Annotated in this window: 18 protein-coding genes and 1 pseudogene; 14 read left to right on the top strand and 5 right to left on the bottom strand. The window is 72.0% G+C overall.

Annotated elements, in window-relative coordinates:
- Window positions 1–60: 60 nt before the first annotated feature.
- From ACIA6A_RS00580 to ACIA6A_RS00560, 5 genes are all read left to right on the top strand, one after another.
- Window positions 61–513 carry an FHA domain-containing protein gene (locus ACIA6A_RS00580; protein WP_015622093.1) on the top strand — a complete coding sequence of 151 codons (453 nt, stop codon included), beginning with the start codon at window positions 61–63 and terminating at the stop codon, window positions 511–513.
- 59 nt (window positions 514–572) lie between these two features.
- The gene (locus ACIA6A_RS00575; RefSeq protein ID WP_396095206.1) at window positions 573–1,256 is read left to right on the top strand and encodes a MerR family transcriptional regulator; all 684 of its coding nucleotides are present in this window, start codon (window positions 573–575) and stop codon (window positions 1,254–1,256) included.
- A gap of 339 nt (window positions 1,257–1,595) precedes the next feature.
- Entirely contained in the window at window positions 1,596–2,060 is a 465-nt protein-coding gene (locus ACIA6A_RS00570; RefSeq protein WP_396095205.1) for a bifunctional nuclease family protein, read from the top strand.
- Window positions 2,061–2,281: 221 nt separating this feature from the next.
- Window positions 2,282–2,842: a MerR family transcriptional regulator gene (locus ACIA6A_RS00565; RefSeq protein ID WP_396095204.1), complete on the top strand. Its 561-nt coding sequence runs from the start codon at window positions 2,282–2,284 to the stop codon at window positions 2,840–2,842.
- A 48-nt stretch (window positions 2,843–2,890) separates the two neighbouring features.
- The gene (locus tag ACIA6A_RS00560; protein ID WP_396095202.1) at window positions 2,891–4,456 is read left to right on the top strand and encodes a PP2C family protein-serine/threonine phosphatase; all 1,566 of its coding nucleotides are present in this window, start codon (window positions 2,891–2,893) and stop codon (window positions 4,454–4,456) included.
- On the opposite strand, the gene ACIA6A_RS00555 is transcribed toward ACIA6A_RS00560, so the two are convergent.
- A complete protein-coding gene (locus tag ACIA6A_RS00555) occupies window positions 4,431–5,315 on the bottom strand; it encodes a LysR family transcriptional regulator (RefSeq protein WP_396095201.1) in 885 nt (294 codons plus the stop codon). The genes ACIA6A_RS00560 and ACIA6A_RS00555 overlap by 26 nt on opposite strands.
- A 65-nt stretch (window positions 5,316–5,380) precedes the next feature.
- On the opposite strand from ACIA6A_RS00555, the pseudogene ACIA6A_RS00550 reads away from it, so the two are divergent.
- A pseudogene (locus ACIA6A_RS00550) lies at window positions 5,381–6,148 on the top strand (EamA family transporter); the annotation flags it as partial.
- A 74-nt stretch (window positions 6,149–6,222) separates the two neighbouring features.
- On the opposite strand, the gene ACIA6A_RS00545 reads toward ACIA6A_RS00550, so the two are convergent.
- Window positions 6,223–7,080, bottom strand: coding sequence for a DUF6745 domain-containing protein (locus ACIA6A_RS00545; RefSeq protein WP_396095200.1), 858 nt, complete (start codon window positions 7,078–7,080; stop codon window positions 6,223–6,225).
- 116 nt (window positions 7,081–7,196) lie between these two features.
- On the opposite strand from ACIA6A_RS00545, the gene ACIA6A_RS00540 reads away from it, so the two are divergent.
- A complete protein-coding gene (locus tag ACIA6A_RS00540) occupies window positions 7,197–8,615 on the top strand; it encodes an OmpA family protein (protein WP_396095199.1) in 1,419 nt (472 codons plus the stop codon).
- A 441-nt stretch (window positions 8,616–9,056) separates the two neighbouring features.
- Window positions 9,057–10,061 (top strand): LacI family DNA-binding transcriptional regulator, encoded by a 1,005-nt coding sequence (locus tag ACIA6A_RS00535; protein WP_396095198.1) that lies wholly within the window; start codon window positions 9,057–9,059, stop codon window positions 10,059–10,061.
- Here ACIA6A_RS00535 and ACIA6A_RS00530 read toward each other — a convergent pair.
- Window positions 10,053–11,801, bottom strand: a complete 1,749-nt coding sequence (locus ACIA6A_RS00530; protein WP_396095197.1) for a sensor histidine kinase — start codon at window positions 11,799–11,801, stop codon at window positions 10,053–10,055. The two genes, ACIA6A_RS00535 and ACIA6A_RS00530, sit on opposite strands and share 9 nt — an antisense overlap.
- Window positions 11,798–12,481, bottom strand: a complete 684-nt coding sequence (locus ACIA6A_RS00525; protein ID WP_396095196.1) for a response regulator transcription factor — start codon at window positions 12,479–12,481, stop codon at window positions 11,798–11,800. The genes ACIA6A_RS00530 and ACIA6A_RS00525 overlap by 4 nt, the downstream gene beginning before the upstream one ends.
- Window positions 12,482–12,643: 162 nt before the next feature.
- On the opposite strand from ACIA6A_RS00525, the gene asnB reads away from it, so the two are divergent.
- Window positions 12,644–14,599 (top strand): asparagine synthase (glutamine-hydrolyzing), encoded by a 1,956-nt coding sequence (asnB, locus tag ACIA6A_RS00520; protein WP_396095195.1) that lies wholly within the window; start codon window positions 12,644–12,646, stop codon window positions 14,597–14,599.
- A 50-nt stretch (window positions 14,600–14,649) separates the two neighbouring features.
- Window positions 14,650–15,429: a DUF3152 domain-containing protein gene (locus tag ACIA6A_RS00515; protein ID WP_396095194.1), complete on the top strand. Its 780-nt coding sequence runs from the start codon at window positions 14,650–14,652 to the stop codon at window positions 15,427–15,429.
- A 74-nt stretch (window positions 15,430–15,503) separates the two neighbouring features.
- On the opposite strand, the gene ACIA6A_RS00510 is transcribed toward ACIA6A_RS00515, so the two are convergent.
- Window positions 15,504–16,034 (bottom strand): cupin domain-containing protein, encoded by a 531-nt coding sequence (locus tag ACIA6A_RS00510; protein WP_396095193.1) that lies wholly within the window; start codon window positions 16,032–16,034, stop codon window positions 15,504–15,506.
- Between the two features lie 104 nt (window positions 16,035–16,138).
- On the opposite strand from ACIA6A_RS00510, the gene ACIA6A_RS00505 reads away from it, so the two are divergent.
- The 4 genes from ACIA6A_RS00505 to ACIA6A_RS00490 all read left to right on the top strand — a co-directional run bounded on the left by ACIA6A_RS00505 (window position 16,139) and on the right by ACIA6A_RS00490 (window position 18,402).
- A complete protein-coding gene (locus ACIA6A_RS00505) occupies window positions 16,139–16,732 on the top strand; it encodes a TetR family transcriptional regulator (protein WP_396095192.1) in 594 nt (197 codons plus the stop codon).
- A gap of 154 nt (window positions 16,733–16,886) precedes the next feature.
- Window positions 16,887–17,537, top strand: coding sequence for a nucleotidyl transferase AbiEii/AbiGii toxin family protein (locus ACIA6A_RS00500; RefSeq protein ID WP_396095191.1), 651 nt, complete (start codon window positions 16,887–16,889; stop codon window positions 17,535–17,537).
- A gap of 14 nt (window positions 17,538–17,551) precedes the next feature.
- Window positions 17,552–17,971, top strand: a complete 420-nt coding sequence (locus tag ACIA6A_RS00495) for a DUF4259 domain-containing protein (RefSeq protein ID WP_396095189.1) — start codon at window positions 17,552–17,554, stop codon at window positions 17,969–17,971.
- Entirely contained in the window at window positions 17,968–18,402 is a 435-nt protein-coding gene (locus ACIA6A_RS00490) for an oxidoreductase (protein ID WP_396095188.1), read from the top strand. Before ACIA6A_RS00495 ends, ACIA6A_RS00490 begins: the two co-directional genes overlap by 4 nt.
- Window positions 18,403–18,598 lie beyond the last annotated feature (196 nt).

Genomic DNA, 18,598 nt, shown 5'->3' with positions numbered 1-18,598 from the left:
GTCCGGGTCGTTCACCCTCCGTCGTCGGGCGGCGACCGAAACAGATCCGTGAGGTGGTCCATGACGCGCCCAGACGACGAGTTCCCCCCGCTCGACGTCACGTCCACGCTGAACCTCGGAGCGCTCGACGAGGTGCTCGAGGGGCCTGAGACCGACGTGGTTCCGAGCCGGATGTCCGGCTCCCTGCCGCCGGGCATGGCCCTGCTGGTGGTGCGCCGCGGTCCGAACGCCGGGGCACGGTTCCTGCTGGACCATGACGTGACCACGAGCGGCCGGCACCCCGACAGCGACATCTTCCTTGACGACGTGACGGTCTCGCGCCGGCACGCCGAGTTCCACCGCGACGGCGGGACCTTCACGGTCCGCGACGTCGGTTCGCTCAACGGCACCTACGTCAACCGTGAGCGGGTCGAGTCGGCCACGCTCAGCAACGGTGACGAGGTGCAGATCGGCAAGTTCCGTCTCGTCTTCATCGCCGGCCCGAGGCCGGAGGGCGAGGGCGGCCAGGCGTGAACCCGGCGGGGGCGGCCGCACACGACCCGGGCAGCCGCCCGGGTCGTGATGCTGCGCTGATGAGTATCGGGGAGGTGCTGGCCCAGCTGCGCACCGAGTTCCCCGACACGACGATCTCGAAGCTCCGGTTCCTCGAGGCCGAGGGCCTGGTCGACCCGCAGCGCACCACCTCCGGCTACCGCAAGTACTCGTGGAACGACGTGGCCCGGCTGCGGTTCGTCCTGACCGCCCAGCGCGATCAGTACCTCCCGCTCCGGGTCATCCGCGAGCAGCTCGAGGCCCTCGAGCGCGGTGAGGACCCGCTCGCCCGGTCCCGGCCGTCGCTGGTCGCGGTCGGGTCCGAACCCGAGACCACCCCGGAGACGACGGTGGACACCCGGGTCTCCCGCGACGACCTCATCGAACGGACCGGGGCGGCGGAGCAGCTCCTCGCCGAGATCGAGCAGATCGGCCTGGTGACCTCCCGCCCACCCGGCTGGTACGACGGCGACGCGGTGGTGATCGTCGAGGCGGTGGTGGGCCTGACCCGGTACGGCCTCGAGGTGCGTCACCTGCGGGCCTTCCGCACCGGGGCCGACCGTGAGCTCGGCCTGTTCACCCAGCTCCTGGCCCCGCTGGTCCGTCAGCAGGACCCGGCGGCCAAGGCCCGGGCGGCGGAGACGGCCCGCGAACTCCAGGCCCTGTCCCAGCGGCTGCACTCCGCGCTGGTCCGAGCGGGCCTGCGGGACACTCTCGGCCGCTGATCCCGCCCGTCACGCGGCGCGACGCACCGGCGGCTCACCCCTGGGAAGGGCTGTGCGGCGTTACGCCCTCCGCTGAACCTGTCGTCCGTTTCGGTGATCGTGGGGAGATCGTGGGACGGGTGGTGCCAGGGGTGTCCCGAGGTACGGGCGGGGATACGCTCGGATCGCGGTGGTTCGAGCGCGGATGGCAGGGTGGAGCCAGTGGGATCGGACACGGACCTCGTGTGGCGCCTGCCCCCCGGCGCCCGTGTACCGTGCAGGATAAGGCGGGATCAAGCCTGACGATCATCGTTCGTGATGATCGACGGGGCGGCTACGACGTGCGACACGGAGGCGGCGGTGCGCGAGCTGAGCGTGGTCGGGGTTCGGGTGGAGCTGCCCAGCAACCAGCCGATCGTCCTGCTCAGGGAGGTCGACGGCGATCGGTACCTGCCGATCTGGATCGGTGCGGTGGAGGCGACCGCCATTGCGTATGAGCAGCAGGGCGTGAAGCCTGCCCGTCCGTTGACCCATGATCTGCTCCGGGACATCCTCACGGCGCTCCAGGCGCCGCTGCAGGCGGTCGAGATCACGGAGCTCAAGGACAATGTGTTCTACGCCGACCTGCTGATCGGCGACAACCTGCGGGTCTCGGCCCGCCCGAGTGACTCGATCGCCCTGGCACTGCGGGTGGGTGCGCCGATCCGGTGCGCCGATCAGGTGCTGACCGAGGCGGGCATCGTCATCCCGGACGAGCAGGAGGACGAGGTCGAGAAGTTCCGCGAGTTCCTCGACCAGGTCCGCCCGGAGGATTTCGCGGGCTGACCCGGGGCAGGACGACACACCACAGCCGCGACCCGGGCCGACCGCCCGGAGCGCGGCTGTGGTGTTCCCGGCCCGGAAACCGTGGCGGGGCAAGCGAAGCGGGGCCCGGCGGTCGTCCGTACGCGGCGTGTCGCGGCATTACCTCCCTGTTTCCGGGAACACTGAGTTATAGGCTCGTCGGGTCAAGGTGAAGCGGCACCGCGCAGCGGGGAGGTAGTCGCGTGCACGACTCTGATCCTCAGGAGGGTCCTCTCGTCGGCGAGGACGGCGAGGTCGGGTACCGCGGGGTCACCGCGTGTCAGGCGGTCGGCATCAGCTACCGCCAGCTCGACTACTGGGCCCGTACGACGCTCGTGGTTCCCAGTGTCCGGGATGCTACCGGTTCCGGCACGCAGCGCCTCTACTCCTTCCGTGACCTCGTGGTGCTCAAGGTGGTCAAGCGGCTGCTGGACGCCGGGGTCTCGTTGCAGAACATCCGCAAGGCCATCGAGACGCTGCGGTCGCGGGGCGTCGAGGACCTCGCCGGCATCACGCTGATCTCCGACGGCACGACGGTGTACGAGTGCCGGTCGCCGGAGGAGGTCGTCGATCTGCTCCAGGGCGGCCAGGGTGTGTTCGGCATCGCGATCGGTGGTGCGTTCAAGGAGATCCAGGGTTCCCTGTCGCACCTGCCCGCGGAGCCGGTCTCGTCCCCGCAGCCGGTCGGTGGCAGCGCCGCCCCGGCCGAGCCCGCCGCCGGTGACGAGCTCGCCGCCCGCCGGGCCCGCCGCCGCGCCGGATAGGTCAACCCACGGAAAACGCGTCGTCGCGGGCCGCGCTAGATTCCTCGGGTGACTGATCCGTTCGAGGCCGCCGGGTCGCTGCGTACGGCGTACCGGCGCGTCGACTGGGCGGCCACCCCGCTCGGGCCCACGCAAACGTGGAGCCCCGCCCTGCTCGGCGCGCTGGACCTGGTGCTGAACACCCGGTTCGCCGCCACGCTGTTCTGGGGCCCGAGTTACACCCTGTTGTACAACGAGGCGTACGTGCCGCTGATCGGCGACAAGCACCCGCACGCCCTCGGTGCGACCACCGCGTCGGTGTTCCCGGAGATCTGGGACACGATCGGCCCGATGCTCGACACGGTGTTCGCCGGCGACGGGGCGGTCTGGTTCGAGGATCTCCACCTGCTCCTGGAGCGGCACGGTTTCGCCGAGGAGACCTACTTCACGTATTCGTACTCCGCGGTGCACGGGGCCGGCGGTGCCATCGAGGGCGCGATCGACATCGTCACCGAGACCACCACGCAGGTGCTGGGCCGGCGCCGGCTGGAACTGCTGAGCCGCCTCAACGACCAGCTCGCCGGTGTCGAGGCGGTCGCGGAGCTGGTCGATCGGGCGCTGCCGGTGCTGCGTTCGCACCCCGCGGACCTCCTCGATGTCGATCTCCTGCTCACCGGGGCGGACGCGCCGGCCGGACTGGGCAAGGACGTGCTGGTCGAGCGGACACCGGCGGACGGCACGCGGGTCTGGGTACGGCTGGGCGACGCGGTGTTGTCCGCGCGGCTCAGCCCGCATCTTCTCGCCGACGCCGCGTACCTGGGCTTCGTCCGGCTGGTCGGGTCGGCGCTGGCGCAGGGGCTGGACCGGGCCCGGGCCCGGCAGGCCGAGCGCCGGGTCAGCACGACGCAGCGGGAGCTGGCCGAGGCGTTGCAGCGCAGCCTGCTGGTGCCGCCCGCGCAGCCGGAACACCTGCAGGTCGCGGTCCGTTATCAGCCGGCCGCCGAGGGGGCGCAGATCGGCGGGGACTGGTACGACTCGTTCCAGTTGCCGGACGGGCGGCTCACCGTGGTGGTGGGGGACGTGACCGGCCACGACCGGTTCGCGGCGGCCGCCATGAGTCAGATCCGTAACCTGCTGCGCGGCATCTCGTACACGGTGGCGCGGGTCCCGTCGACGGTGCTGACGGCGCTCGACGCGGCGATGACGGGTTTCGGCGTGGACGTGTTCGCGACCGCGGTGCTGGCGCAGTTCGAGCAGGACGACGGGCAGGTGGCCCGCAACGTACGGACGATGCGCTGGTCGAACGCCGGTCATCCGCCGCCGCTGCTGCTGTCGCCGGACGGCACCGTGCAGGTGCTCGAACGCCGGGGCGAGCCGCTGCTGGGCACCCGGTCGAAACCGCTGCGCTGCGATCACACGGTCGAGGTGGGGCCGGGGGCGACGGTCGTGTTCTACACCGACGGCCTGGTCGAGCGCCGGGGGAGGCATCTCGACGACGGGCTGCGCGACCTCACCGCGCTGCTGCGGGGCCAGGCCCACCTCGACGCGGAACAGATCTGCGACCTGCTGCTGGACCACTTCCTCGGCGCCACCGAGGACGACGTGGTGCTCACCGTGCTGCACGTAAGAGCGTGAGCAGCAGCGCCAGCGGGGGCCAGGACGAACGACCCCGCCGGGTGACGGCGTAGCAGCGCAACCAGACCTCCGGACCGGTCAACGGCATCAGCCGTACGCCGGGGAGCGTCGCGAGCCCGTCCGGCAGCAACGCCACCCCGTGCCCGGCCACGATCAGGTCCTGGACGAGTTCGAGACTGTCGGCGCGGTGCACCACGCGGGGTTCGAAGCCGTCCAGCGACGCGACGGTGCGGACCACGTCCTCGTCGGCGGTGTTGCGGGAGTTGACGATCCAGTCGGTGTCGCGGACGTCGCCGAATCCGGTGGCCGCGGACGTGGCGGGCACGCCCAGGCCCCATCGGACCCGCCACAGCGGCACCACGCTCAGGGCCGGGTCGAACGTGGCCGGCGCCAGGTTGTAGTCGTAGGTCAGGGCCAGGTCGACGCGGTCGGCGGCGAGCAGGCCGTACGCCTCGGACGGCTCGTGCTCGGCGATGCGCAACCGCACCCGGGGGTGGTCGCGGGCGAGCGTGGTGATGACCGGCAGCAACGAGCGGCGCACCGCGGAGGCGAACCCGGCGACCCGCAGTGTCCCGGCGGGTTCCGCGGCGGGGTCGAGGTCGAGGCGGGCGGTGTCGACGGCGGCGAGGATGGTGACCGCGTGCGCCGCGAGCCGTTGCCCGGCGGGGGTGAGCCGGACCCGCCGGCCGTCCGGTTCGATCAGGTCGGCGCCGGCTTCGCGGGCCAGCACGGACAGTTGCTGCGACACCGTCGACGTGGTGACGTGCAGCTCCTCGGCGACGGCCCGCATCGACCCGAGCCGGGACAGCTCGAGCAGGAAGCGCAGGCGGCGGGTCTCCACCGGAAAATCATTCAGCATGTACGAACGGTTTGTCCATGATTCTCACGTGGACGTGAACAGTCTTCCGCGGTTGTAATGGGTCGATGCGTGGTACCGCTTACGCCCTGGCCTCCATGGCGATGATCCAGCTCGGGCTGGCCGTCTCCGTCCACCTCATCGGCCCGCTGGGTTCCGGTGGCACCGCCTGGCTCCGGCTCGCCTGGGCCGGGGTGATCCTGCTGGTCGCCGTGCGTCCCCGGCTGCGTGACTTCACCCCGACCGGGCTGCTCACCACCATCCTGCTCGGCGTGGTCACCGCCGGGGTCACGATGCTGTTCATGGCGGCGATCGCCCGGCTGCCGCTCGGCACGGCCAGCGCCCTGGAATTCCTCGGCCCGCTCGGGGTCGCCGTCGCCCGCGGCCGCAGCCGGGTGTGGCCAGTGCTCGCCGGGGCCGGGGTGCTGCTGCTCACCGAACCGTGGCACGGTGGCATCGACCCGCTCGGTGCCACGTTCGCGCTGGCCGCGGCGGTCTGCTGGGCGGCGTACATCCTGCTCACCCAGCGGGTCGGCGACCAGGTCCCGGGCGTCGCCGGCCTGGCGGTGTCGATGGGGGTGGCCGGTCTGGCCGCGACGCTGGTGGCCGGCCCGGCGGCGCTGCCGCGGATGACATGGCAGCTCGTCCTGGCCGGGTTCGGGCTGGCGCTGCTGCTGCCGGTGGTGCCGTTCCTGCTGGAGTTCCTGGCGCTGCGCCGGCTGACCACCGCCGCGTTCGGCACCCTGATGAGCCTCGAACCCGCGTACGCCCTGATCATCGGCCTGCTGGTGCTCGGCCAGGTGCCCGGCTGGGGTGCCGTGGCCGGCATCGCCCTGGTGGTGACCGCCGGGGTGGGCGCGGCCCGCGGAGGGAGCCGGGCACTGCCCGGTGACAGTGCCCGGCCCGCGGATCAGCGGATCGACCAGCCGTCGCGATACCCGACGGCGGGGCTCGAAGGGACGGGGACACCGGCATCCGGCAGCGACACCGGGCCGATCCGGGCGGGGCGTTCCACCAGCACACAGACCTGATCGCCGGGCCACCACCAGCCGGCCGACCGGGCCAGCAGCGCCCAGTCGTCCAGCCGCGCGGCCTGCTGCGGGGAGTACCCGGTCAGGCCGAGCCGGCGCAGCACGTCGTAGTAGGCGATCCAGGACGCGTCCTGCTGGCCGTACCAGCAGACCGGCAGGGTCGACGGCGGCCCGAGCGCGGCCCGGACCGGCACCGCGACGCTCGCGACCAACGCGGTCCAGAGCGCCTCCCGCACACCCTGGCGCAGCACCGTCCGCAGCGGCACCCCGCGTTCCAGGGCGGTGACCGGTGGCAGCTGCCCCTCGACCGTGACGCGTCGTCCCTTGGGAACCCTGGGTGCCGCGAGGTCGGGATGGTCGGCGGCGTCGTCGAGCCCGGCCATCATGCCCGACCAGCCGGCGGCGATGTCCACCGCGACCGGTGGCCGGCCTTCCGGCTCCACCGGTCGCAGCCACCGCTGCATGCCGTCGTGACCGGGAACGCCGGTGACCCGGTCGAGGGCCTGCCGGGGAGAATCGGCCCACACGAACGCGGGCCGGGCCCGGCCGTGCCGGGCATACAGGCGGGAAACAACGGCGACGGCGGCGTCCCGGTCGGCGGGCTCGGTGGACAATCCCACGTCGAGCCACTCGCGGCGGAGATCAGCGGCCTGGTACCAGTGGTCCAGAACGGCCTCGGCGCTCCTGGACCGGACCGCTTTGGGCTGCACGGCTCTGGGCCGTACGGGGGCGGTCATCGACCGAGGGCGCAGACGCCCTTTCGCATCGTGTCAATCATGGGCAGCAGATTGCCAGACCGTCTCCGCGGCCCGCAACCCGATTGTTCGCGTCGGCCGATCCCTATGCTGACGTGATGCGCGCAGCCCTCGCCGTACTCACCGTGCTGGTCCTCGGTGCCGCGGCGTGCGAACCGGCTCCGTCCGTCCACCCCGGAGTGCCCGCTTCCGTCCACGCCGGAGTGACGGTGGCGGCACTGACCCGGGCCGGCACCACCGTGGTCCTGACCGTGCGGGTCACCGCCGGCACGGACCCGGTCGCCGCGTCCACCTGGTTCAGCCGGTACGGCACCACGGCGTACGACGGTGGTCGCTTGCTCGACGGCACCTCCCGGCGGGTCTGGGCCACCGCGACCCGGGCCGCCGACGACCCCCGCTGCGTGTGCACGCTCGCGAGGGACCTGGGCGCGGGGGAGAGCGCGCAGCTGCAGGCCGCGTTCACCGGCGTCCCGGCGGCCGTCACCCGGATGTCGGTGCTGCTGCCGGGCCGGGGCGTGGTCACCGGCGTCCCCGTACGCAACGGCCCACCGCCCCTGCCCCCGCACGGCCTTGCGCTGGACCTGACAACGGTGTTCGCGTCGGAGTCGGGCGAGCTGAGCTCCTACCGCGAACGCCTCGACACGGCGATGACCATCCGCGGCACCCCGCAGCACGCGGAACTCACCCTCGACGCCGACGTCCTGTTCACCCCGGGCACCGCGAACCTCACCCCGGCCGCGACCGGCCTCATCACCGCGGCATCCGAAGCCGTCACCGGCCCGTCCGACTCTGCTGCGGCGGTGGCGGTGGCGGGGGAGCTGACCGTCACCGGGCACACCGACGACACCGGCCCGGCCGCCCGCAACCGGGAGCTGTCCCGCGAGCGCGCGGCGGTGGTCGCCGACGCGATCACCCCGAAGCGCCCGATCACCGTCGTGGGGGAGGGCGAGCGACTCTGGGCGGTCCCGAACACCGACGCCGTGAGCCGGCACCTCAACCGCCGCGTCACGATCGGTTACCGTCCGGGACCGCCGTCACCCGCGCCGCCGGTCCCGCTTCCCGACACCACCGGGGTACGCGGTACGGGCCCCACCGGGGTCACCGTCACGCTGCCGGACGACGGTGGGGACGTGGCGTTCGTACCGTCGACGGTCGGGGTCGTCGGCGACGCGTTGCTGGTCGGTCTCGTCGCCCGCAACGTCGGTGACCGCGACGTCGTGCTGGCCGGTCTGCTGGGTGCCCGCCCGGCCCTGGCCCGCGGCGACGTCGATCCCGGGGGGACGTCCGGCAGCGCCGGGATCCGCCTGCTCGACGGCACGACCGCGTCGTACCCGCTCGACTACCGCGCACCGGCCGGCGACTGGACCTGCCTGTGCGAACGCGACCTGACCCGCCCGATCCCACCCGGCGGCGAACGGGCCCTGCCACTCTGGTTCCCCCGCCCGGCCACGTCGGTCACCGCGGTCACCGTCGATCTGCCCGGCCTGTTCCGCATCACCGACATCCCCATCGGCTGACCAATCCCCGTTTCGGCCCGGCCCCGTTGCGACCCGGCGCCCGTGCGGCTTGGTTCCCCTGTCGGCCCGGCCTTCGTGTGGTCCGGCTCCCTGTCGCCCGGACCCCGATCCGGCCCGGCCTGCAGCGCCGGCTCGGTGACCTAGGCCGGCGGTCGGCGCAGGGCCCGGCGCGCGGCTGCCGCTGTGTGTTCCCGTATGCGTTCCCAGCGGGTCCTCCCGGTTCGGACCTCGGCGCACGGCAGCGCCGACCGTGCTTCTCGCTGGGTTCGCTGGATGCTCAGCATCAGTGCCACCGGGTCCATGACCGCTCACTTCCTGTCGCCGTTAACGATCACGTGACCGTTAACGGCGATGGTCCACCGCTACCCGGGGTCGCGTCAAGCCGGTTTTCGGGCCCGGGCGTCCCGGTGTGTCCGGGGCGCGGATTACGATGCGGTCATCGTGGGAGAAGAACAGCAGGACGGCGCCGGTGCGCGGCGGGTCACCCTGCGGGACGTGGCCAAGCTCGCCGGGGTCTCGCACCAGACCGTGTCGCGGGCCATCAACGACAAGGGCGAGATCGACCCGGAGACCCGGCGCCGCGTCCTCGACGCCGCACGGGAGCTGCGCTACCGCCCGTCGCGTTTCGCCCGGGGGCTGGTCAGCAGCGGCACCACCACCATCGGCCTGCTGGTGCCCGACGTGGTCAACCCGTTCTTCCCCGAGCTGATCGCCGGTGTCATCGACGCGGCCCGGGACCGGGGCTGGCAGGTCGTGGTCAGCAGCGCCCAGGACGACGTCGACCGCGAACCCGAGCTGCTGCGCTCACTGTCCGGGCAGGTCGACGCGCTCATCGCGTACCTGTTCCAGCCGGACGACGTCGTTGCCGCCGCGATCGGGGGCGTGCCCCTCGTGCTCATGAACCGGCGCCCGCGGGACCCGGCGTTCGCCGGCGTCGACATCGACGTGGAGACCGGGGTGCGGGCCGCGGTCCGGCACCTCGTCGCCCGGGGGCACCGCCGGATCGGCATGATCGACTGCCCGCACGCCCAGGATCCCGCGCGCCGGGCCGTGTTCCTCGACGAGACGGCCGCCCAGGGCGTGCCGGTGCCGGACGGCGCGGTCGTGGCGGTCGCCCAGTCCATGGCGGGTGGCGAGTCCGGCCTGGCCGCGCTGTACGCGACCCGGCCGCAGCTCACCGCGGTCCTCGCGTTCAACGACGTGGTGGCCCTCGGCGCCTACCGGGCCGCCCGTGACCTCGGCCTGACGATCCCCGCCGACCTGGCCCTGATCGGTTTCGACGGTCTCAGCCTGGGCGAGCTCCTCGAACCGCCGCTGACCACGATCTATCTCGACAAGCGGCGGATGGGCGAGCTCGCGGTCGCCCAGGCCCAGAAACTGATCGCCGGTGAGCCCGCGCCGCTGGTACTGCAGGGCACCGAACTCCTGCTCCGCGGCTCAGTCTGAGGGGGCCGACAGCGGCAGCCGTACGGTGAAGGTCGTGCCCATGTGGGGTTTGCTCGTCACCTCGATGCGGCCGTCGTGGTCGGTGACGATGCGATGCGAGATGGTCAGCCCGAGGCCGGTTCCGCCGGTGGCCCGCTGGCGGGTGGGGTCGGCACGCCAGAAGCGGTCGAAGACCCGGGACACGTCGCCGGCGGTCATGCCGACGCCGGTGTCCTGGACGGTGAGGACCGCCGCGGTCTGCGCGGCCCGGACCCGCACCAGGATGTGGCCCTCCTTGTCGGTGTATCTGATGGCGTTGCTGAGCAGGTTGCCGAGGACCTGGCGCAGGCGGTCCGCGTCGGCGGTGACGGTGACCGGGAACGGGGCGTCGACGGTGAGCGCGACCCCGGCCTCCGCGGCCACCGCGCGGTGGGCGGTCGCGCCGCCGGCGACCAGGTCGGCGAGGTCGACCGGTGACTTGGTGTATTTCAGGTCGCCGGCCTCGGCCAGCGCCAGGACCTGCAGGTCGTCGAGGATGCGGCGCTGCAGCATGACCTCCTCGTGCAGCGACACGAACAGCTCCTTGCTGGGCTCGACCACCCCGTCGGAGAGGCCCTCGAGATACCCGCGCAGGTTGGACATCGGCGTACGCAGCTCGTGGGCGACGTCCGCGACCAGCCGGCGCTGGCGTTCCTCGCTGCGCTGGACCGCCTCCGCCATCGCGTTGAACGAGGAGGAGAGGCGGGCCAGCTCGGTCCGCCCGCGGGTGGGGACGCGCACGTCGAGCCGGCCGTCGGCGAGCTGGCGGGACGCCTCGGTGAGCCGGGCCACCGGGTCGCTGACCCGGCGGGCGATCCAGAGCGTCCCGGCGAACGCGACCGCGACCAGGCCGAGCAGACCCAGGGCGGCGGGGCGGCCGAGCTGACCGACGTCGGTGCCGGCTTTCGCCCCGAGATAGAGCTGCAGCGGTACGGCCGACGAGCTCGTCACCCCGTAGGTGAACGTGGAGTAGAGGCATTTCTCCAACCGGGCGGGGATCCGCACGTCACCGCCGACACAGCGGTTGTAGGTGCCCCAGATGTCGATCAGCCAGTAGCTGTCGTTGAGGACCTTCACCTCGGCCTTCTTCAGACAGGCCGGGTATTTCGTGAGCTGGTCGCGGTTCAGGTAGGGCGCCTTGTCACTGCCGAGCACCGCCTCCGGGCCGTCCCCGTCGACCGGTTCGGTCTCCTCCGCGATGCAGCGGACCGCGACCAGGGCGGCGCGGTACTGCGCCACCTGCCGGACCATCCGGGCCTGCGGGGCGGCGTCGGCGGCCGTGGTCAGCACGTTCTCGGTGAACAGGTCGTGCGGCATGACGGAGGTGACCTTGAGCGCCCACGGGACGTCCGCGTCGGCGATCTCCCTGGCCAGCTGCGGGCGCGCGTCGACGCCCAGCGCGGCGCCCTGCACCGGGCCGGAGGTGTCGCCGGCGATGGTGTCCGAGTCGACCAGGGTCTGCCCGTCCTCGGTGCGCAGCTGGATGTGCAGCCCGGTGCCCTGCGACAGGTCCGCGATCGCGGTGTCCAGGCCGGGCCAGCGGCCGCGCAGCAGCCCGAAGCGCTGCACCGCGTCGACGATCTCCTCCTGCCGGTTCACGGTCTCGCGCTGGGAGTTCTCGTACTGCCGGGAGGTCAGGCTCAGGATCAGCGACGCGGTGGCGGCGATCGCGGTGACCGCCACGACCATCACCAGCACGAAGATCCGCAGCCGGAAGCTCACTGCTCGGCCATCCGGTACCCACGGCCGTAGACGGTCTGCACGTACCGGGGTTCGGCCGGGTTCGACTCGATCTTGCGGCGCAGGTTCACGACGTGCGCGTCGACGGTGCGTTCGGACACGTCGTGCTCGAAGCCGAAGGTCTTGTCGATGATCTGCCCACGGGTGAAGACGCGGCCCGGCTCGCGGGCGAGCAGCTCGACGATCCCGAACTCCTTGGCGGTCAGGGTCAACGGCTCACCGGCCACCCGTACCTCGAAACGCCCCGCGTCGACCTCGAGCTCACCCACCCGCAGCACCGACGACGGGGTGTCGGTGGTGCCGATGCGGCGCAGCAGCGCCCGCACCCGGGCGGTCAGCTCGCGCGGGCTGACCGGTTTGGCCAGGTAGTCGTCGGCGCCGATGTCCAGGCCGAGCAGCATGTCGTTCTCCGACGAGCGGGCGGTGACCAGCAGGATCGCCACGTCCGACTCGGCGCGCAGGATGCGGCACACGTCCAGGCCGTCGACCAGCGGCATCATCACGTCCAGCACGAGCAGGTCGGGCCGGCGGGCCCGGGCCATCTCCAGCGCCGCCCGGCCGTCGCCGACGGTCAGCACCTGGTGCCCCTCACGTTCCAGATAGAGCCGGATGAGCTGGGCGTGCTTCGGGTCGTCGTCGGCGATGAGGATGCGAGCTGTCACGGCTGACGATTCTCGCCGATCGCGGCAACAATGTGCGGTTCTCGTGAAGAACCCGACCGATTTTCGCGTCATCACGAATCCGGGTCACTTCCTCACAAGTTCCTCACAGCCGGTTTCCTAACGTTCGTCCCACGCAATCGCCGTCAACGACAGGAGTACGCGATGTGTGGTCTTGCCGTCTTCGTCAGCAGCCGTCCGCAGGCCGGGGTCCCCGACCCCGCCACGGCGTCGGCCTTCCAGATCGCGCTGGAGACGATGCACCACCGCGGGCCCGACGACACCCAGGTCGAGTTCAAGGACGGGCTGGCGTTCGGGTTCAAGCGCCTCGCCATCATCGACCGTGAGGAGGGCGCCCAGCCGGCGCACTACCCGGCCGACGGCCCGCAGGCCGGGCGCTGGACCGTGGTGTTCAACGGCGAGATCTACAACTACCGCGAGCTGCGCGCCGACCTGATCCGCGAGCACCAGGCCAGTTTCGCCACGCACGGCGACAGCGAGGTGCTCGCCGCGGCGTTCCACTACTGGGGTGCCGCCGCCCTGCCCCGGCTGCGCGGGATGTTCGCGTTCGTGGCCTACGACCACTGGACCGGCACGGTGCACGCGGCCCGCGACCCGTTCGGCATCAAGCCGCTGTACGTGCTGGAGACCTCCGACGGGCTGTTCCTGGCCAGCGAGCGCAAGGCGCTGCTGGCGTTCAGCGGGAACTCCGGTGCCGCGCTGGACACCGACGCGCTCGCGCACTACCTGACGTTCCAGTACGTGCCGGAGCCGATGACCCTGCACCGGCACGTCAAGCGGCTGCCGGCCGGGCACCGGATGACGTGGACCCCGACCGGCGGGCAGCGCCAGGAGCGCTACTTCCGGCCGTCGCTGCGACCGCTGAACCTGCAGCCCGAGGTCGCGTACCAGGCGATCCAGGACGCCCTGCGCGACAGCGTGCGCAAGCACATGCACGCCGAGGTGCCGGTCGGCGCGTTCCTGTCCAGCGGCGTCGACTCGTCGGCGATCGTCGCGCTGGCCAAGGAGGTCAAGCCGGACCTGCACGCGTTCACCGCCGGGTTCGACGACGCCGCGTATTCCGAGATCGAGATCGCCCAGGACACCGCGAACCAGCTGGGCGTGCGGCTGACCCCGACGATCATCAGCGAGGACGACGTCATCCGGGAGCTGCCCCGGATCGTGCAGCTGCTCGACGACCCGGTGGCGGACCCGTCGCTCGTACCGCTGTACTTCCTGGCCCGGACCGCCTCGCAGCACGTCACCGTGGTGCTGTCCGGCGAGGGCTCGGACGAGCTGTTCGGCGGTTACACGATCTACCGGGAGCCGCTGTCGCTGGCGAGCATCGACCGGCTGCCCGCCGGCATGAAGCGCGGCCTGCGCAACCTGTCGCACGTGATGCCGGAGGGGATGAAGGGGCGCAGCTTCCTGGAGCGCGGCACCACCCCGATCGAGGAGCGTTACTACGGCAACGCGCGCATCTTCTCCCCCGAGGAGAAGGCAACCCTCATGCGGTTCACCGCCGAACCCCACACCAAGATCACTTCGCATCTGTACGCGGAGACGGCAGACGTCGACGACGTGGCGTCCATGCAGTACGTGGACCTGCACACCTGGCTGCAGGGTGACATCCTCGCCAAGGCCGACCGGATGTCGATGGCGCACTCGCTGGAACTGCGCGTGCCCTTCCTCGACCAGGCCGTGTACGCCGCCGCGGCCGGGCTGCCCACCGAGCTGAAACTGCCCAGCCACGGCCAGGGCACCAAGATGGCGTTCCGGGAGGCCATGCGGGGCATCGTCCCCGAGTCGGTGCGCGACCGCCGCAAGCTGGGCTTCCCCACCCCGACCCGGGTCTGGCTCAAGGGCCAGATCGGGGACTGGATCGGCGCGCTGCTCGACGGTTCCCAGGCCGGGCACCTGCTCGACCTCGGGTACGCCCAGCGCCTGCTCGCCGAGCACCGCGCCGGGGAGGCCGACAACTCCCGCAAGGTCTGGACGGTGGCCATGTTCTGCCTCTGGCACGCGATCGTGGTCGAGAAGTCGATCACCCCGGTGGCCCCGCGTTTCCCTAGCGCGCTGCGCCCGGCGGCCCCGCACCCGGCCGCCCCGGTGGCTGCGTGACGCACCGCTCAGCCCATCGGCGCCCCCGCCGATCAGATGGTGTGGGACGCATGCGCATCGCCACCGTGGCGCTGGCCGCCGCGGTGGCGACCGGACTGGGCCTGGCCTCGTGCCGGGCCCTGCAGCCGGTGGCCGCACCGGCCCCGGACGCGTCCGCACCGGCCGTCGCGCCGGAGCTCACGTCCCGCGCCCCGGCCCGGCCGGCCCGCACCACCCGCAAGGCGATCACGTACCCGGCCGGGGGCGGCGGCGAGTGGCGCACGGCCCCCGCGTCCACCCTCATCGGCGGTGACACCGGCACGCTGCTGCGCTACCGCGTCCTGGTGGAGAAGGACATCGACGGCCTGAACGTGCGCCGGTTCGCCGACGCGGTCAGCGAGACCCTCGAGGACCCCCGGGGCTGGACCGCCGGCGGCACCCTGCGCCTGCGTCGTACCGGGCCGGGTGAGGCCGCCGACTTCACCGTCTATCTCGCCACGCCGCGCACCCGCGACCGGCTGTGCGAGAGCGCCCCGGACGGCTACACGTCCTGCCGCAACGGCGACAAGGTGGTCCTCAACGTCGCCCGCTGGGTCAAGGGCGTCCCGAACTTCGGCGCGTCCCTGGCCACGTACCGCCAGTACATGGTCAACCACGAGGTCGGTCACCGCCTCGGCCACGGCCACGAACGCTGCGGCGGCGCCGGCGAACCGGCCCCGGTCATGCAGCAGCAGACCCTCGGCCTGCACGGCTGCAAGCCCAACCCGTGGCCCTACCTCGACGGCGAGCGCCACACCGGCACCCCGGGAGCGTACGACGACCCGGTGCCGCCCCAGGACAACGGAGCCTGATCAGCCGGCGGGCCGGCCGCGCGCTACAGGTTGACCGCCGGGCAGTGCCCGAGGACGCCTTCCCCGCCGAGGAGTCACTGCGGAGCTGTGCGCTCTGCACCGATGGAGACGGCAACGAGCGTGCAGGGCTCGGAGCCGTAGTTCCGCCACGCATGACGCGTGCCGTTCTGAACGATGACGTCTCCCTCGCGGAGCACGGTTGCCGAGCCGTCGCCGAGCTCGAGCGTCGCCTCGCCGCGAACGACCATCAGGTAGTCGATGGTGTCGCTGGTGTGCATGCCGTCGGGTTCCGACGCCGCCGTCACGCCGGGCATGTCCACCTCGAACGTCGCTGCCGCCGCGGCGAGGTCCACGTCCGGTGCCGGCGTCGCGCCCTCCGGTGGATGAGTGATGACCACGAAACGTGACCCACCCACGGGCGGGAAGTACGTCGCGACGGGACGGGGTGAACCGTCGTCGGGGAACGTGGGGACGTCGTCGCGGCTCCACAGCCGGTGCGCTGCGAAGCCGGGCATCAGCTCCGACGTGACGGGATCCACGGTGCGGTCATCGACGACGCGAGATGTGCCCTCGGTGTCGTGTCCGGTGACAATGCGCCTGGTCATGGGGGTTCCTTCGGTCTCGGACGCTGCGCGTGATGAGTCCTGGTCTCATCAGCATACATCGGTATGAGACTTGGTCTCATCGGTACGTCGGCTACGATCGGGCTGTGTCTCGTTGGCTGCCCGACTCGCATGCGCGTCTCGAAGATGCAGCCCTCGAGCTGTTCGCCGAGCGCGGCTTCGACGCGGTCTCGACCACCGAGATCGCGCAGCGCGCGGGGCTGTCCAAAGCGACGTTCTTCCGCTACTTCCGCGACAAGCCGGAGGTGCTGTTCTGGGGCCAGGACCTCCTCGCCGACACGTTCAGGCAGGCAATCGCAGGGGGCCCCGCGGATGCGTCGCCTCTGCAGCTGGCGGGCGCTGCAGTCCTCGCCGCGGACGGCATCTTCGACGCTGACCGGCATCGTCATGCTGCGCTCAGGGCGCGGCTGATCGCGTCCTCGGCGTCCTTGGGGGAGCGTGCGGCGCGGAAGCGTGCCGTGCTCGCTGCGGCGATGACCGACGCGCTCCGGGCACGCGACGTCTCCGACAGCACGGCAGATCTCACCGGCCTGGTGGGCGCGGCCATCTATGGTGCCGCGTACGAGCGTTGGGCCGCGAGCCCCGTCTACCGCTCCTTCGCCGATCTCGCTCAGCGCGAATGGGACCGGATGGAGCTCGCCGCGATCGACATGTCCACACATGCACGCTTGACAACGTAGGCGCTCAACGAGTCGTCCCCCGACCGGCTGGACGAGGCGATACGCGGCAACCCGTTCGCGTTCGTGCGGCGGGAGTCCGGGTTCCGGAACACGTCCCCGGTCCGGCCGCGGCACGGGCATCGGACTGTCGTACCCGGGCGGTAGGTTCTGCGGCGTGAGTTCGAACATCGACGACTTCTACCGGGATGTCGCCACCATCGCCCTCGCGGTGGGGCGCAAGCACCGCTTCGTGCTGGGCGGCGGGGTCGCCTGGCTGGTGAACGGCCTGGTCCGGCGGCCCACCGAGGACATCGACCTGTTCACCGACACCGCCGGTGCGGTCGAGGCGGCCGCCACCGACGTGACCGCGGCGCTGAGCGCCGCCGGTTACCAGGTGTTCCGGGAGGTGGCCGACGAGATGTTCGAGGGCATGGACGAGGACCTGCGGGAGTATCACGTCGCCGACGGGCGGCGGGCGCTGCGGTTGACGCTGACCCGGCTGGACCGGCGGCGGGCCCCGGTGGTGATGGACGTCGGGCCGGTCATGCACCTGGACGACCTGATCGGCTCCAAGGTGGCCGCGCTGGTCAACCGGCGTGAGGTGCGCGACTACATCGACGTCGCCGCGGCGCTGGAACGTTATCCGCTGGAGCGGGTGATGGAGCTCGCCCACGCCATGGACGACACCCTCGAGGAGGAGGACATCGCCGACGCCGGTCGCTACCTGGACCGGCTCGACGACGCCCGGTTCGCTCTGTACGGCCTGACCGCATCCGATGTGGCCCGTCTGCGGGAGCGTCTCGCCGGCTGGCCCCGCACGACATAGAGGGGTATCCGATCATGGGAACCTGGGATTCCGGGGCGTTCGACAACGACAGCGCCGCCGACTGGTGCGGCGCCCTGCACGACATGGACCCCGCCGAACGGGTGGGCGCGGTCCGGCGGACGTTCACCGCGGTGGCCGACCACGACGGCGAGTACCTGGACAGCGACCTGTCCTGCGACGCGATCGCCGCGGCGGCCGTCGTCGCCTCGCAGTTGCCGGGCGGCACACCGCTGACCACGCCGTACGCGCCGACGTTCCTCATCGAGGGCGGCACTCTCGAGGTGCCCGCCGACATCGCGCCGCTGGCCCTGCGCGCCCTGGACCGGGTGGCCGGGCCGGACTCGGAGTGGCGGGAGCTGTGGGAGGAATCCCCCGACGGTTACCGCGCGGCACTCGCCGAGATCGCGGTGATCCGGGGCATCCTGAAGCCATGACCAGCGTGTACGAGGCGGCGGGCGGGATGGACGCGATGCGGCGGCTGGCGGGCGCCTGGCACGCGCGGGTGCTGGCCGACGAGGTGGTGGCGCACGCGTTCAGCCACGGCTACGACCCGGACCACACCGAGCACCTCGCCGCGTACTGGGCCGAGGCGCTCGGCGGGCCGGTGTCCGGGATCGCCGAGAGCCGGGTGGTCCGGATGCACAGCGGCAACGGTGTGCACGAGGAGATGGACCGGCGGGCGATCGCCTGTTTCGACGGCGCCCTCGACGACGTGGGGCTGGCCGCGGGCGACCCGGTGCGCCGGGAGCTGCACGACTACTTCGCCTGGGCCACCACGACCACGATGGCCGCCCACCCGGACTCACCCGACGAGGTGCCGGACGGCCTGGTCATCCCACGGTGGCGCTCGATGTCAGGACGCTGACCCGCCACCAGCCGGCGTTGTGACCCACCGCAACCGATCGGCAACCGATTGCGTCCCCAGGTGCAACCCGCCGGGCAGATCGTGGTTCCAGCGAGGCCAGTCACCACCGGAAAGGCTCCCCAGATGCGCGCCAAGATCACTGCAACAGTCGCCGTTTTCGCTGCCGTCATCGGCCTCGCGGGCAGCGTGGCCGGCC

The organism is Actinoplanes sp. NPDC051494, assembly GCF_044454705.1.
GTDB lineage: Bacteria > Actinomycetota > Actinomycetes > Mycobacteriales > Micromonosporaceae > Actinoplanes.
Note: the sequence above shows the minus strand (reverse complement) of the source record. Positions and strands in the feature narration are given on the sequence as shown.

What these genes read in the sequence shown, in the direction of transcription:
- ACIA6A_RS00510 (WP_396095193.1), bottom strand. Translation starts at nt 16,034, where the DNA reads ATGACCAGGCGCATTGTCACCGGACACGACACCGAGGGCACATCTCGC.
- ACIA6A_RS00515 (WP_396095194.1), top strand. Translation starts at nt 14,650, where the DNA reads ATGCGCATCGCCACCGTGGCGCTGGCCGCCGCGGTGGCGACCGGACTG.
- ACIA6A_RS00580 (WP_015622093.1), top strand. Translation starts at nt 61, where the DNA reads ATGACGCGCCCAGACGACGAGTTCCCCCCGCTCGACGTCACGTCCACG.
- ACIA6A_RS00490 (WP_396095188.1), top strand. Translation starts at nt 17,968, where the DNA reads ATGACCAGCGTGTACGAGGCGGCGGGCGGGATGGACGCGATGCGGCGG.
- ACIA6A_RS00540 (WP_396095199.1), top strand. Translation starts at nt 7,197, where the DNA reads ATGCGCGCAGCCCTCGCCGTACTCACCGTGCTGGTCCTCGGTGCCGCG.
- ACIA6A_RS00545 (WP_396095200.1), bottom strand. Translation starts at nt 7,080, where the DNA reads ATGACCGCCCCCGTACGGCCCAGAGCCGTGCAGCCCAAAGCGGTCCGG.
- ACIA6A_RS00575 (WP_396095206.1), top strand. Translation starts at nt 573, where the DNA reads ATGAGTATCGGGGAGGTGCTGGCCCAGCTGCGCACCGAGTTCCCCGAC.
- ACIA6A_RS00495 (WP_396095189.1), top strand. Translation starts at nt 17,552, where the DNA reads ATGGGAACCTGGGATTCCGGGGCGTTCGACAACGACAGCGCCGCCGAC.
- ACIA6A_RS00555 (WP_396095201.1), bottom strand. Translation starts at nt 5,315, where the DNA reads ATGCTGAATGATTTTCCGGTGGAGACCCGCCGCCTGCGCTTCCTGCTC.
- asnB (WP_396095195.1), top strand. Translation starts at nt 12,644, where the DNA reads ATGTGTGGTCTTGCCGTCTTCGTCAGCAGCCGTCCGCAGGCCGGGGTC.